At 67.6% G+C, this 12,083-nt stretch carries 14 protein-coding genes and 1 pseudogene; 10 read left to right on the top strand and 5 right to left on the bottom strand.

From position 1 onward, the window contains the following. Nucleotides 1-101 precede the first annotated feature (101 nt). On the top strand, nucleotides 102-506 hold the full coding sequence (locus ASD55_RS15545; RefSeq protein WP_056717799.1) for a hypothetical protein: 405 nt from the start codon (nucleotides 102-104) through the stop codon (nucleotides 504-506). A gap of 149 nt (nucleotides 507-655) precedes the next feature. On the opposite strand, the gene ASD55_RS15540 is transcribed toward ASD55_RS15545, so the two are convergent. From ASD55_RS15540 to ASD55_RS15530, 3 genes are all read right to left on the bottom strand, one after another. Continuing rightward, nucleotides 656-1,468: an SH3 domain-containing protein gene (locus ASD55_RS15540; protein WP_056717722.1), complete on the bottom strand. Its 813-nt coding sequence runs from the start codon at nucleotides 1,466-1,468 to the stop codon at nucleotides 656-658. A gap of 102 nt (nucleotides 1,469-1,570) precedes the next feature. Next, nucleotides 1,571-2,173 carry a peptide-methionine (R)-S-oxide reductase MsrB gene (gene msrB, locus ASD55_RS15535; protein WP_056717721.1) on the bottom strand — a complete coding sequence of 201 codons (603 nt, stop codon included), beginning with the start codon at nucleotides 2,171-2,173 and terminating at the stop codon, nucleotides 1,571-1,573. Nucleotides 2,174-2,201: 28 nt separating this feature from the next. After that, entirely contained in the window at nucleotides 2,202-3,923 is a 1,722-nt protein-coding gene (locus ASD55_RS15530) for a cytochrome c biogenesis protein DipZ (protein WP_056717720.1), read from the bottom strand. A 205-nt stretch (nucleotides 3,924-4,128) separates the two neighbouring features. Between ASD55_RS15530 and ASD55_RS15525 the strand changes: the two genes are divergently transcribed. Next, entirely contained in the window at nucleotides 4,129-4,716 is a 588-nt protein-coding gene (locus ASD55_RS15525) for a sigma-70 family RNA polymerase sigma factor (RefSeq protein WP_235577844.1), read from the top strand. A gap of 4 nt (nucleotides 4,717-4,720) precedes the next feature. Continuing rightward, nucleotides 4,721-5,374, top strand: a complete 654-nt coding sequence (locus ASD55_RS15520; RefSeq protein WP_056717719.1) for an NrsF family protein — start codon at nucleotides 4,721-4,723, stop codon at nucleotides 5,372-5,374. A 9-nt stretch (nucleotides 5,375-5,383) separates the two neighbouring features. On the opposite strand, the gene ASD55_RS15515 is transcribed toward ASD55_RS15520, so the two are convergent. Then, the gene (locus tag ASD55_RS15515; protein ID WP_056767544.1) at nucleotides 5,384-5,866 is read right to left on the bottom strand and encodes a YajQ family cyclic di-GMP-binding protein; all 483 of its coding nucleotides are present in this window, start codon (nucleotides 5,864-5,866) and stop codon (nucleotides 5,384-5,386) included. A gap of 90 nt (nucleotides 5,867-5,956) precedes the next feature. Here ASD55_RS15515 and ASD55_RS15510 point away from each other — a divergent pair, with 90 nt between their 5' ends. The 4 genes from ASD55_RS15510 to ASD55_RS15495 all read left to right on the top strand — a co-directional run bounded on the left by ASD55_RS15510 (nucleotide 5,957) and on the right by ASD55_RS15495 (nucleotide 9,270). After that, the gene (locus tag ASD55_RS15510; RefSeq protein ID WP_082542820.1) at nucleotides 5,957-7,135 is read left to right on the top strand and encodes an NAD(P)/FAD-dependent oxidoreductase; all 1,179 of its coding nucleotides are present in this window, start codon (nucleotides 5,957-5,959) and stop codon (nucleotides 7,133-7,135) included. Nucleotides 7,136-7,265: 130 nt separating this feature from the next. After that, nucleotides 7,266-7,904 (top strand): peptidoglycan recognition family protein, encoded by a 639-nt coding sequence (locus ASD55_RS15505; protein ID WP_200946231.1) that lies wholly within the window; start codon nucleotides 7,266-7,268, stop codon nucleotides 7,902-7,904. Further along, entirely contained in the window at nucleotides 7,901-8,296 is a 396-nt protein-coding gene (locus ASD55_RS15500) for a hypothetical protein (protein WP_056717717.1), read from the top strand. The genes ASD55_RS15505 and ASD55_RS15500 overlap by 4 nt, the downstream gene beginning before the upstream one ends. A gap of 92 nt (nucleotides 8,297-8,388) precedes the next feature. Next, nucleotides 8,389-9,270: an NAD(P)-dependent oxidoreductase gene (locus ASD55_RS15495; protein ID WP_056767541.1), complete on the top strand. Its 882-nt coding sequence runs from the start codon at nucleotides 8,389-8,391 to the stop codon at nucleotides 9,268-9,270. A 34-nt stretch (nucleotides 9,271-9,304) separates the two neighbouring features. Here ASD55_RS15495 and ASD55_RS15490 read toward each other — a convergent pair whose 3' ends face one another. Continuing rightward, nucleotides 9,305-10,189, bottom strand: coding sequence for a PhzF family phenazine biosynthesis protein (locus ASD55_RS15490; RefSeq protein WP_056767848.1), 885 nt, complete (start codon nucleotides 10,187-10,189; stop codon nucleotides 9,305-9,307). Nucleotides 10,190-10,423: 234 nt separating this feature from the next. Between ASD55_RS15490 and ASD55_RS15485 the strand changes: the two genes are divergently transcribed. The 3 genes and pseudogenes from ASD55_RS15485 (at nucleotide 10,424) to ASD55_RS18880 (ending at nucleotide 11,952) form a co-directional block, all read left to right on the top strand. Then, nucleotides 10,424-11,032, top strand: a complete 609-nt coding sequence (locus tag ASD55_RS15485; RefSeq protein ID WP_056767845.1) for a rhomboid family intramembrane serine protease — start codon at nucleotides 10,424-10,426, stop codon at nucleotides 11,030-11,032. 92 nt (nucleotides 11,033-11,124) lie between these two features. Further along, nucleotides 11,125-11,652, top strand: a pseudogene (locus tag ASD55_RS18885) (histone H1-like repetitive region-containing protein); the annotation flags it as partial. Nucleotides 11,653-11,715: 63 nt separating this feature from the next. Continuing rightward, complete coding sequence (locus ASD55_RS18880) at nucleotides 11,716-11,952, top strand: hypothetical protein (protein WP_056717714.1); 237 nt, start codon at nucleotides 11,716-11,718, stop codon at nucleotides 11,950-11,952. The last annotated feature ends 131 nt before the right edge of the window (nucleotides 11,953-12,083 follow it).

Below are 12,083 nucleotides of genomic sequence, written 5' to 3'. Positions count from 1 at the left end.
GTGCGCCCATGCCGATCAGATGGCGGCTGGCCAGCGTGAATCCAAGTCGAGTCCACAAGCCTGGAACGTCGCTGCTGCGCATCGGACTGCTTGCGCTGGGCATGCTGTGGACTTTGCCCAACAGCGCGGCGGGACTGTTGCTCGGCTGCATCGCGCTCCCGTTCGGCGCGCGGATGCGCTGGCAGCGGCGGGAGCGGGCGGTGGTGGTGCGAAGCTGGCCGTGGGGCGCGGGCGGCGCGCTGACGCTGGGCAATGTGATCGTGCACACCGGGCCGCAACTGGATGTGGCGTGCGCCACCTATGCCCATCGCGCCGGCCGCTGCGTGGAGCCGGCGATCTCGCTGGCCGACCACGAACGCGCGCACGTCTATCAGTACATGCTTCTGGGGCCGCTGTTCCTGCCGGCTTACCTGGTGTGCGGTGGGATCAGCGTGCGCAATCCGTTCGAGCGCGCGGCGGATCGTTACGCACTCCATGGTCGCGGTTGGTGGCCATGGAGTGCGTGACAGCCGGTGACGCATGCAGTCCGAACTCGTCTGCAGACGGACGTGGCAGGGATGCGATCGCGCGGCACGGGAAAGCTCGAGGGGAAACGGGCGGAAGATTGCAGGCCTCCGCCCATGTCCATGGGTGACTCGCGTTCACGCACGACGATTCAGTGGCCTTGGTGTTCGTCCTTGCGGTGGTCGGACTGTTTCTGCTTCGGCTTGCCGTGATCCGATCGCGCCGGTGGAGCATGGCCGGCTGCTTGCGTGGGGTGCTGCGTCGGCGCTCGATTCTGCGGTGCGGGACGGCTGGACTGCACCGGTCGACCGGACGGCGTCGGTCGTGGCGTCGCATGCTGCGGCGGCCGCGAGACGGGCGGCCGGGTCGGCCGAGGTGCGTTGTCGTGCGCAGGCCGATGGTCGCCGCTTGGGTGCGGAGACTGGCCAGGACGAGGCAGCACCGGCCGCGGCGCCGCCGGCCGGTGGAGCGGCGGACGTCCGTAGCCGGGCGCACCATGCACCGGCGGTCTGTAAGGGTGGCGCATCGGTGGCGGCGGCGGTCGATGCACGATGGGACGGTGATACCAGCGATCGCGCTCGCGATAGAACGGGCGGCTGCGGTAGTGGTTGTCCCAGTAGGTGCCGATCACGAAGGTGATGATCGGAATGCCGATCCGGGCTCCGTACGCGGGCAGCAGCACGGGCCCGTCCCGATATTCGTATTCGACGTAGTTGCCGGCCACCCAGCCGCGGTTGCCGTAGACGATCACGTCGCACCATTCCCAGCCTTCGGTGCAGCCTTGCACGTTCACCTCGGTGCCCGCGGGAATCACGTCGATCAGCGGATAGCCCGAATCGGGGCCGGCGCGAAGATTGACGTTGCCGGTGACGTAGCCATCCTCGGCGTGTGCCAGCGCCGGTACGGCCAGCGACAACGACGCCAGCGACAATGATGCAAGCGCAAATCGGGCCAGGCGTTTCATGGCGATCTCCCGCAGGCGGATGTCGCCTGCAGTATGCGCAGGCCACGTGACGGCATCGTCGGTGAAACGCCGGCAGGTTATCTGCGGTACATCGCGCTTGACTCAACTTGCCGTGCGCGCAACGAAACGCAACGCCACCGAGTTCATGCAGTAGCGCAGGCCGGTGGGTGCGGGACCATCGTCGAAGACATGGCCGAGGTGGCTGTCGCAGCCCTTGCAGCTGATCGCGGTGCGGGTCATGCCGAACAGGTGGTCGCTCTGCTCGATCACGTTGCGCGCGGCGATCGGCTGCCAGAAGCTGGGCCAGCCGGTGCCCGAATCGAATTCGGTGGCGGCGTCGTACAACGCGGTGTCGCACGCCCTGCAGCGGAACAGGCCGGCCACGGCGGGGCGCTCGTGCTCGCCGCTGAACGCGCGTTCGGTGCCGTCGCGCCGCATGATGTCGTAGGACGCCGGCGGCAGGCGCTGCTGCCACTGGGCGTCGGTCAGCACCAGTCGCGGTATTTCGCGGGGGCCCAGATCGCGGCCGTGGTCGTCGAAGATTTCCACCAGCACCTTGCCGGGCTGGCCGACCGGCGTGCTGGCCGCGGCGCGCACGCGCGAGGCGAGCAGGCCGCCACCGGCCAGCAGCACGGCACCACCGCCGAGCGCGGCGCGCAGGAAGCGGCGGCGATCCATCGCGAGGGTTTGTTCAAGTCGTGACATGGCAACCTCCGGAACGGTGGGTGGGGAATCAGCCGAAGGTGAAGGCGAAAGCCTGCACGCCCGGGTCGAGGAAGGTGATTTCGAACAGCCGCTCGCCACTGCCGTTGGCTTGGCGCACCAGCTGATAGAGACGCTGGCTGTCGATCGTGCCGTTGCCGTCGGCATCGGTATCCATGCCGTGGTCGGCGCCGGGCGGCTTGCCGTCGATGGTGACGCGGAAGCGGATCGGCTTGCCGTCCGCCGCCGGGCCGAGCACCAGGTGCAGGTCGCGACCGCGGAAGCGGTAGACGATGGCGCCGCCGGCCTGCTCCAGCCGGGCATTCTCGTCGCGTACCGTCCAGCGGCCGTCGAGCGACCACTGGTTGGCCGCCAGCGCGCTCGGTGCGTGATAGTCATGCGCGTCGTCGTGCGCCACCCGGCCGCCGACGAAGTTGCGGGCGCGGGCGTAGCCGACATAGGTTTCCGGCGAACGGGTGGGATCGTCCGAAGCGGCCGCCTCGACACCGCGATGATCGTCGCTGACGTAGCCGCCTGGCAGGTTCTTCTGGCCCGCTTCGGTGAGCAACTGGCGGATCACGTCCTCGCTTTGCCGGTACTCGCCTTCGCCGAAGTGGTGATGGCGAATCTGCCCCTGCGTGTCGATGAAGTAATGCGCGGGCCAGTACTCGTTGTTGAAGCCTTTCCAGATCGCGTAGTCGTTGTCCAGCGCGACCGGGTAGTCGACGCCCAGGTCCTTCACCGCCTTGGCCACGTTGGCCGGGTCCTTCTCGAAGGCGAACTCCGGCGCGTGCACTCCGATCACCACCAGGCCGTGGTCCTTGTACTTGTCGGCCCAGCCACGCACGTAGGGCAGCGAGCGGATGCAGTTGATGCAGGAGTAGGTCCAGAAATCGACCAGCACCACCTTGCCGCGCAGCGATTCGGTGCTCAGCGGCGCGCTGTTGAGCCACTGCGTGGCGCCGGCCAGCGACGGCATCGTGCCTTCCACCGGCAGCGGTTCACCGGCCTTCAGCGCCGGCTGGGGAGCAGGCGCGGGGCGCACGGCGTTGATCAGTTTCTGTTCGATGCCGCCGGTGCTGGCCAGCGACACCCGGGTGAGCAGGCCGGTGTCCAGACCCAGCGCGATGGCGGCCACGCCGCACAGCACCAGCGCGCCCAGCGCCCGGCGCACCCATTCGCCGGCGCCCAGCGAGCGCTTCATCAGGGCGAACACCTTGCCGCCGATCAGCAGCGCCAGGCCCAGCGAGGTCGCCGCGCCAGCAGCGTAGGTGAGCAACAGCAGGGTAGTCTGCACGCTGGCGCCATTCAGCGCCGCGCCGGTCAGCAGCAGGCCGAGGATCGGCCCCGCGCACGGCGCCCACAGCAGGCCGGTGGCCACGCCCAGGCCGGCGGAGCCCCAGATCGAATCGCCGTCGGTGGCGGAACGTTGCGACAGGCGATTGCCCAGCGCCACGAACGGGCGGGTGATCCATTCGGCCAGGTGGGTGGACAGCAGGGTCAGGCCCAGGAAGGCCAGCACCACCAGCGCGATGATCCGGCCGTACTGGTTCGCGTGCACCGCCCAGCCGCCGCCGAGCGCCGCCAGCGTGGCCACGCCGGCGAAGGTGATCGCCATGCCCAACAGCATCGGGAAGCCGTTGCGCATGAACGGCTTGTCCGATCGGGCGAACACGAACGGCAGCACCGGCAGGATGCAGGGGCTGAGGATGGTCAGGACGCCGCCGAGATAGGCGAGGATCAACACGAGCATGGGATGTCATCCGTGGGTGGTTGTCTGGTCTTTCGCCGGGGGACTGTCGCCGGTTACCCGAGGTTTACGAGGTAACCCGGGCGGCGGATGCGGCGAAAGAGGGTGAGGGTCACACGATGGAGCACGCATGTCGCAAGCCTTGACTGCCAACGGCCTGTTGGGCCTAGATAGCGGACTTTGTTTGCGGACGGGTCCCCGCCGGATCGTGCCAGTCGACTTTACCGAAGCCCGCGACAGCGAGTCGCCCGACCAGCGTCGGGCGGCCTGGATGGCGGCTGCCCAGGCCGGCGACCGACGCGCCTACGAGAAGCTGCTGGCCGACTCGGTGGCGCTGATCCGTGCCGCCGCGCGACGCCAGGGCGTAGCGCCGGACCATCTGGATGACGTGGTGCAGGAAACCCTGATCACCGTGCATCGGGTGCGCCATACCTACGACCCGGCGCGTTCGTACGACGCCTGGCTGACCGCGATCGCCAGTCGCCGCGCGATCGATGCCCTGCGCAGCCGCGGTCGGCGCGACAGTCGCGAGGTGCACGACGAACACGCCTTCGACAGCCATGCCGACGAAGGCGATGCCAGCTCCGCCACCGAGAGCGACGAGCGCGCGCAGCGCCTGCGCGATGCGATCGCCGAGTTGCCGCCGGGCCAGCGCGAGGCCATCGAGCAACTGGGTCTGCGCGAGCGCTCGCTCAGCGAGGCGGCCGAGCTGACCGGGCGCAACACCGGCGCACTGAAAGTGAACCTGCATCGCGCCCTGAAGGCGTTGCGCGAACGTTTCCACGGAGAACCCTGAGGCCATGTCCGAGTTGCGACCGCATGAGGCACTGATCGACCGGCTCGGCACCGAGCTGGTGCCGGTGCGGCGCCTGTTGCCGCCGTGGCTGCGCACGGCGGGATGGTTGCTGGCGGTGGTGGCGATCGCGGTGCTGCTGGTGATGCATTACGGCATCCAGCCGATGCGCCTGCGCTGGGCGGCAACTCCCGACCTGGCCTGGGCCGGCCTTGGCGCGGTGGCGACGGCGATCAGTGGCGCGTGGGCGGCGTTCGCGCTGGGCGTGCCGGGGCGCAGCCGTGCCTGGGCATGGCTGCCGCTGCCCGCGGCGGCGTTGTGGATCGGCGCCAGCGGCCTGGGTTGCCTGCGCACGTGGATCGCGCCGGGCACCGAGGTGGCTGGCCTGCATCAGTCGGCCGACTGCCTGCTGTTCATCATCAGCTTCTCGGTGCCACTGTCGGCGCTGCTGGTGGTCCTGTTGCGCCGCGCCTGCCCGCTGCGACCGGTGCGCACCGCGGTGCTGATCGGCCTGGCCAGCGCGGCCGCCTCGGCCAGCCTGCTGGAGATCTGCCACGCCTACGATTCGGCCGCCACCGACCTGCTGACCCACGCGGCGGCGGTGGCCTTCGTGGTGGCTGTCAATGCGGCGATGGGCGGACGCCTGTTGTCGAAGGCGTAGGGATTCCGATCAATCGCGGAAATTGTCGAACTGCAGCGGCAGTTCCACGTCCGCCTTGCGCAGCACGGCCATCGCTTCCTGCAGGTCGTCGCGCTTCTTGCCGCTGACGCGCAGCTTGTCGCCGTTGATCTGCGCCTCGACCTTGAGCTTGGCCGCCTTCAACGTGGCCACCAGCTTCTTCGCCACCGGCTGCTCGATGCCCTGCTTGACGGTGATCTTCTGCCGCGCGCCGCCCAGGTTCACTTCGGGCTCGCCCATGTCCAGCGCGCGGATGTCGATCTTCCGGGCCGCCAGGCGACCGCGCAGGATGTCCAGCATCTGCTGCAGCTGGAAGTCGCTGGGCGCGCTCTGAGTGATCACCGAATCGTCCAGCACGTACTTCGCGTCCACGCCCTTGAAGTCGAAGCGGGTGCCCAGCTCGCGGTTGGCCTGGTCGATCGCATTGGTCAGTTCGTGCTTGTCGACTTCGGAAATCACGTCAAAGGAAGGCATGGCGGTGGCTCGCTGGGAAACAGGCCTGGAAGTGTAAGCGATGCGACTGGGCGATAATGCGCGACCAGCAGCGGGCGGGAACCCTTATTCGTGAAAGTGGACGTGTTGATCATCGGCGCCGGCGCCGCCGGCCTGATGTGCGCGATCGCCGCGGGGCAGCGCGGCCGGCGCGTGCTGGTGGTCGACCATGCCAACAAGGTCGGCAAGAAGATCCTGATGTCCGGCGGCGGGCGCTGCAATTTCACCAACATGGGTACCACGCCGGCGAACTACCTGTCGGCCAATCCGCACTTCGCCAAGTCGGCGCTGGCGCGTTACACGCCGTGGGATTTCATCGCCCTGGTCGAGAAGCATCGCATCGCGTACCACGAGAAGGAACTGGGCCAGCTGTTCTGCGACGATTCGTCGAAACAGATCGTGCGCATGCTGCTGGACGAATGCGCTGCCGCTGGCGTCACGGTGGAGGCGAGCTGCGGCGTGCAGCGCGTGCGCAAGACGCCGGAGGGTTTCAGCGTGCACACCGCGCGCGGCGAGGTGCATGCCGAATCGCTGGTGGTGGCCTCCGGCGGCCTGTCGATTCCCAGCATGGGCGCCAGCGGTTTCGGCTACGAACTGGCGCGACAGTTCGGCCATCAGGTCTTGCCGGTGCGCGCCGGCCTGGTGCCGCTGACCTTGAGCGGCAAGCATCAGGAGCATTACCAGGACCTGGCCGGCGTGGCCTTGCCGGTGGTGGAAAGCCGCGTGGGCAGGCAGAGTTTCCGTGCCGGCCTGCTGTTCACCCATCGCGGCATCAGCGGGCCGGCGATCCTGCAGATTTCTTCCTACTGGCAACCCGGCGACGACCTGCGCATCGACCTGCTGCCGGACAGCGACGTCGGCGCGCACCTGGTCGAACAGCGCGCGGCGCGACCGCTGGCCGAACTGAAGACCGTGCTGGGCGATCTGCTGCCCAAACGGCTGGCGCAACGGCTGTGCGAGCAGTGGTTTGAGAATCGGCCGATGCGCCAGTACCGCGACGCCGAGCTGGTGCAGGTTGGCACGCAGCTCAACGCCTGGCCGATCACCGCCAGCGGTACCGAGGGATATCGCACCGCCGAGGTCACCCTGGGCGGCGTCGACACCGACGGCATCTCCTCCAGCACCATGCAGTCGAAGCTGGTGCCGGGGCTGTACTTCATCGGCGAGGTGGTCGACGTCACCGGCTGGCTGGGCGGCTACAACTTCCAGTGGGCTTGGGCCTCGGGCCAGGCGGCCGGCGCCGTGGCCTAGGGTCCTGATCCGCTCGGCACAAGTCACTTGACGCCCCCGGTCCGCGGCCGCAGCATCGCCGGACAGGATCTCCCGGCGCGGCTCGCTGGATGCCCGGGAACGCAGGCTCTTCATCCAAGGGAAGCAGGCCATGGCCACGGTGGAAAACGGCAAGCTGATCGACCCGGAAGTCGAAGTGAAGCTCTACACGTCGATCGAGCATGGTGCCCTGACGTCGGTCGCCTCGATCGTGCTGCACCGTACCGATTCCTCGTCGGCCACCGGCACCCTGAGCGCCTACGAAGGCGGCAAGACCACCGGCGCGCATTTCCTGATCGACAAGCTTGGCAAGATCTACCAGACCGCCCGCGTCGACCAGGTCTGCTGGCACGTGGGCATCCTGGTGGCGCGCTGCCAGGCGGAAAGCAACTGCGATCCGCAGGAGCTGAAGACGATCACCGCGCTGCTCCACGAGAAAGGCCTGTCGTTCAGCACGCGGGCGAAGAACCTTTCGCGCCATGAAGTGGCCAAGACCTATCCGCAGCGGTATCCGGCCAACAGCGACTCCCTGGGCATCGAGGTGGTGGGGAAGTTCGTGGCCGCGAACAAGGCGTTCGAGCTGCCGACGCCGGAGCAGCTGAAGTCGGTGAAATACCTGGTGGACATCCTGGTCGCCCAGTTCAAGCTCAACCTGCTCAGCGACGTCTACGCCCACGGCGCGATCGCCCGCAAGGAAGTCTCCGAAGGTGCGCAGCTGCTGCAGTCGCTGCTGACCGGAGCCAAGCCATGAGCGTGTTGCAGACGGTTGTGGTCGCGTCGCTGCTGGGCATCGCCCTGATCGCCTGTGCGCCGGTGCGCCACGACGATGCGGTCGAGGTGGTTTCGCTGGCGCGGCAGATCGACCCGTCGCGGCCCGATCACGACATGTGCAGTTCGCTGACCCTGACCCGCGCCGACGTGGCGACCTATTTTCGGCTGGCCGACGAAGTCGATGGCGAGACCTTCCACGACGAGGCGATGATCCTGCCGTGCAGCTACAGCGGTTCGATCAAAATGTCGGGGCAGTTGCGGCAGTGGCAGATCTTCGCCGGCGGCGCGGCCTACCTGTCCGACAGCCACGGCCTCAACAAGCGCTACCTGTGCCGGCAGCGCTGCCTGGACGCGCTGCCCGGCCTGCAGTAGCCCGCCGCGCGAGACGATCCGCGGTGGCGTTTCGCGATACCTGAACGCGACGCGTGCTTGACTGCGCGCTGGTTCCTGTCGAGGAAGGTTTCATGAAAGTCGGATTCATCGGTCTCGGTGCCATGGGCAGCGCGATGGCCAGCAACCTGATTGCCGCGGGACACAGCGTCACGGTGTGGAATCGCTCCGAGGCGGCTTGCGCGCCGCTGGCATCACTGGGTGCCAAGGTGGCCAGCACGCCCGATCGTGCCGCCCAGGGCGACGTGCTCTGCAGCATGCTGGCCAACGACCAGGCCGTGCGCGAGGTGTTCCTGGAACATGCCCTGCTCGATGCGATGGATCGGGGCATGGTGCACGTGAACCACGCCACCATCTCGGTGGTGCTGGCGCAGGAACTGGCGCAGGCCCACGAAGAGCGCGGGCTGGCCTACGTGGCCGCGCCGGTGTTCGGCCGGCCGGACATGGCCGCGGCGGCGAAGCTCAACATTCTCGCGGCGGGTGCTCCCGCGGCGATCGAGAAGGTGCAGCCGCTGCTGCAGGCGATGGGCAGCAAGGTGTGGTCGATGGGGGATGCGCCGGAGCGTGCGAACGTGGCGAAGATCGCGGGCAACTTCATGCTCGCCAGCGCCATCGAAAGCATGGCCGAAGCCACTGCGCTGACCCGTGCCTACGGCGTGGGCGCGGCGGATTTCCTCGAGGTGATGACGAATACGCTGTTCGCCGCGCCCGCGTATCAGGGCTACGGCAAGCTGATCGCCGAACAGCGCTTCAAGCCGGCCGGATTCGCCCTGCCACTGGGCTACAAGGACGTCGGGCTGGCTCTCGCTGCGGGTGATGCGGCGCGGGTGCCGCTGCCGTTTGCCGGCGTGTTGCGCGACAGCCTGCTGGAGGCACTGGCTGCCGGCGACGAGGAACTCGACTGGTCCGCACTGGCCCTGGTGGCGGCTCGCCGCGCCCATCTGGACGAGCGCTGAGAACGCTGCGCTTCGCGTTGAGAACGCTGCGCTTCTAGGAGAGCGAAGTTTCCCAGTGCAGGTTGCCGTCGACCACGGTGCGGCTGCAGCCGCCGACCCAGATTGCATCGGTGTCGATGTGCACGACCAGGCGCGCATCGTGGCCGATCTCGCGGCCCTGGCTGACTTCGTAGCCGCGAGCGAGCAGTCCGTGCGGTTCGGCGTGGGCGAGGTAGGCGGCGATCAGGCCGTTGGCCGCACCGGACGCGGGATCTTCGACGATGCCCACACCGGCCGGGAAGGCGCGCACCACCAGTTGCCGCCCGCTGTCGGCGCGAGCGAACGCGCACAAGCCCATGCTGTCGCTCGCCTGGGCCAGCGCCAGGATTGCCGCGTGTTCCGGCTGCCATCCACGCAGGCTGGCCTCATCGGCGACTTCGGCCAGCCACCAGCGCCGGCCGCCGTCGACCAGGGCGGGCGGCAGCACGCCGGTCCGGATGCCGGCCAGCGCCGCGGGTAGCAGGGGATGGGCATCCAGTCCGGTGGACAGCACGCGCTCGCCGGGCGATTGCAGCAGCAGCTCGCGTGTTTCGCCGTGGCCCACGATGCGGATCGGCAACACGCCGGCGCCGCATTCCTGCCACAGCATCCCGTCGCGTGGCGCGGCCAGGCCGCAAGCCAGTGCGGCATGGGCGCTGCCGATGCTGGGATGGCCGGCGAACGGGATCTCCTTGTGCGGCGTGAAAATGCGCACGCGATAGCTGGCCTTCGGATCGGTCGGCGGCAGCAGGAAGGTCGTCTCGACCAGGGCTGTCCAGCGGGCGAAGCGCTGCATCGCCACGCTGGTCCACGTATCCGCCCCGATGACCACGCCCAGATGATTGCCACCTCCAGGGGTGGCTGCGAAGACGTCCAGGTGCAGATAGCGGAGCGGGGTCATGGCATCCATCAGCTCGGTTCATCGGGCGCCAGGCGCCGCGTAAAGCGCCGAATGATAGCGGGCGCGCGCGCCCGGCGGCAGTAACGATTCGTCATGTCGGTGCAAGCGCGGCACATAAGCGTCACGGCGGGGCGGAAGCTTTCCCGTCGCTCGGTGACAAGCCGCGCGTCGAGTCGACAAGCCATGACGCTGGCCCCAAGATGCATGTTTTTGCTGCCCGACGCGGAACCGTCCATGCTGATCACCCTGCTCATCATCGCCATCACCTGCATCGTCTCGTTCATGGCGTTCAACAACAGCCGCCTGATGAACGACCTGATCCTGTGGCCGCCGGCGATCACCCGCCAGCGCGAATACCACCGGCTGGTGACCTATGGCGTGGTGCATGCGGATGCCATGCATCTGCTGTTCAACATGGTCACGCTGTTCTTTTTCGGCCGGGCGATGGAGAGTTTCTTCGCCGCGCGCCTGGGCACGCTGGGTTTTGCGCTGTTCTACATCGGTGGCCTGGTGGTCTCGATCCTGCCGACCTATCTGAAGAACCGGGCCAATCCGAACTATCGCAGCCTGGGCGCTTCCGGGGCAGTGTCGGCCGTGCTGTTCTCCTTCGTCCTGCTGGCGCCGTGGTCGCGCATCATCGTGCTGGTGATCCCGATGCCCGCGATCGTCTATGCGGTGCTTTACACCGGTTATTCGATCTACATGGACCGGCGCGGACAGGGCAACGTCAATCACAGCGCGCACCTGTGGGGTGCGGCTTATGGCGTGTTGTTCACCCTGCTGGTCGAGCCACGCGTGCTGGGACATTTCCTCAACGCGCTGATGCAACCGACCTTCCGATGATGAACGGTTTCTGCATTGCGAAATGCCCGACGCGGCCGAGGCGTGCATACTGGGACGCACTACGTCATCGATCACCGCAGGAGAACTAACGCATGGCCACGTCCAGAAAGTTGGTTGCCAAGAAGTCCGCGGCAAAGAAGTCGGTTTCCCGCAAACCTGCCGCGTCCACCAAGGCAGCTCCGCGCAAGGCGGCAGCCAGCAAGGTCGCAGCGAAGAAAGCTCCCGGCAAGAAGACCGGCGTGACAAAAAAGGCCGTCGCGAAGAAGACGGTTGCCGGGAAGTCGGCGGTGACGAAGAAGGTTCCGACCGCGAAGAAGGCGGCGGTGAAGAAACCCGTAGCCAAGAAGGCGGCAGTGAAGAAGCCCGCAGCCAGGAAGGTGGTGGCGAAGAAGCCCGTGGCAAAAAAGGCACCGGCCAAAAAATCTGCGGTAAAAAAAGCTCCGGTCAGAAAAGTCGCGGTGAAGAAGGCGGCTTCAAAAAGGCCCGTCGCGAAGAAGGCGGCCGCCCGCAAGCCGGCGAGCGCGAAATCCGTGGCCAGGAAGCCGGTCGCGAAGCGAGCCGCTGCCCCCGCATCGGTGGCCAGGAAGCCTGCCGCGAAGAAACCGATCGCGAAGAAACCTGCGTCTGTGTCTGCCGTTCGGACGGCCACGCCTCGGAAGCCGGCCGCCCCCCGCAAGCCGCCGATGGAAGCGCCGATCGAGCACATCAGCCAGGAAGACGCCGTGGCGAAGATCCAGGCCTTGCTGGAGGCGAAGAACGAGCGGGTGCGCCAGGGACCGACCTGGCCGGATGCCAACCCGGCCCAGCCGGGAGGCGGTCATGCCGAGCTGCATCCTTCGGCGACCGGCGAGATCGAGGGTTCCGATGGCCGCGTGCTGGCTCCGCAACGTGGCGAGCAGGCCAAGCGCAGCAACAGCTGAGTCGCACCTGCCGGGCCGGATGGTTCATGACCGGCGCGCGGTGGCGGACATGGCCGGCGGTTGAACGCCGGTTTCTCGCGCAGGTGGCTTTTAGCGCCCGTTCAAGCGGTTGGCCGCAGTCTGGCGATGCA

The organism is Rhodanobacter sp. Root561 (genome assembly GCF_001427365.1).
Classification (GTDB): domain Bacteria; phylum Pseudomonadota; class Gammaproteobacteria; order Xanthomonadales; family Rhodanobacteraceae; genus Rhodanobacter.
The sequence above is the reverse complement of the archived record's forward strand: the minus strand, read 5'-3'. Positions and strand labels throughout refer to the sequence as shown.

Bases quoted from the DNA above. Each gene is read 5' to 3' on its own strand.
- ASD55_RS18880 (WP_056717714.1), top strand. From the start codon at position 11,716: ATGGAAGCGCCGATCGAGCACATCAGCCAGGAAGACGCCGTGGCGAAG.
- ASD55_RS15505 (WP_200946231.1), top strand. From the start codon at position 7,266: ATGGCCACGGTGGAAAACGGCAAGCTGATCGACCCGGAAGTCGAAGTG.
- ASD55_RS15495 (WP_056767541.1), top strand. From the start codon at position 8,389: ATGAAAGTCGGATTCATCGGTCTCGGTGCCATGGGCAGCGCGATGGCC.
- ASD55_RS15520 (WP_056717719.1), top strand. From the start codon at position 4,721: ATGTCCGAGTTGCGACCGCATGAGGCACTGATCGACCGGCTCGGCACC.
- ASD55_RS15545 (WP_056717799.1), top strand. From the start codon at position 102: ATGCTGTGGACTTTGCCCAACAGCGCGGCGGGACTGTTGCTCGGCTGC.
- ASD55_RS15500 (WP_056717717.1), top strand. From the start codon at position 7,901: ATGAGCGTGTTGCAGACGGTTGTGGTCGCGTCGCTGCTGGGCATCGCC.
- ASD55_RS15485 (WP_056767845.1), top strand. From the start codon at position 10,424: ATGCTGATCACCCTGCTCATCATCGCCATCACCTGCATCGTCTCGTTC.
- ASD55_RS15490 (WP_056767848.1), bottom strand. From the start codon at position 10,189: ATGACCCCGCTCCGCTATCTGCACCTGGACGTCTTCGCAGCCACCCCT.
- ASD55_RS15515 (WP_056767544.1), bottom strand. From the start codon at position 5,866: ATGCCTTCCTTTGACGTGATTTCCGAAGTCGACAAGCACGAACTGACC.
- msrB (WP_056717721.1), bottom strand. From the start codon at position 2,173: ATGTCACGACTTGAACAAACCCTCGCGATGGATCGCCGCCGCTTCCTG.
- ASD55_RS15530 (WP_056717720.1), bottom strand. From the start codon at position 3,923: ATGCTCGTGTTGATCCTCGCCTATCTCGGCGGCGTCCTGACCATCCTC.
- ASD55_RS15540 (WP_056717722.1), bottom strand. From the start codon at position 1,468: ATGAAACGCCTGGCCCGATTTGCGCTTGCATCATTGTCGCTGGCGTCG.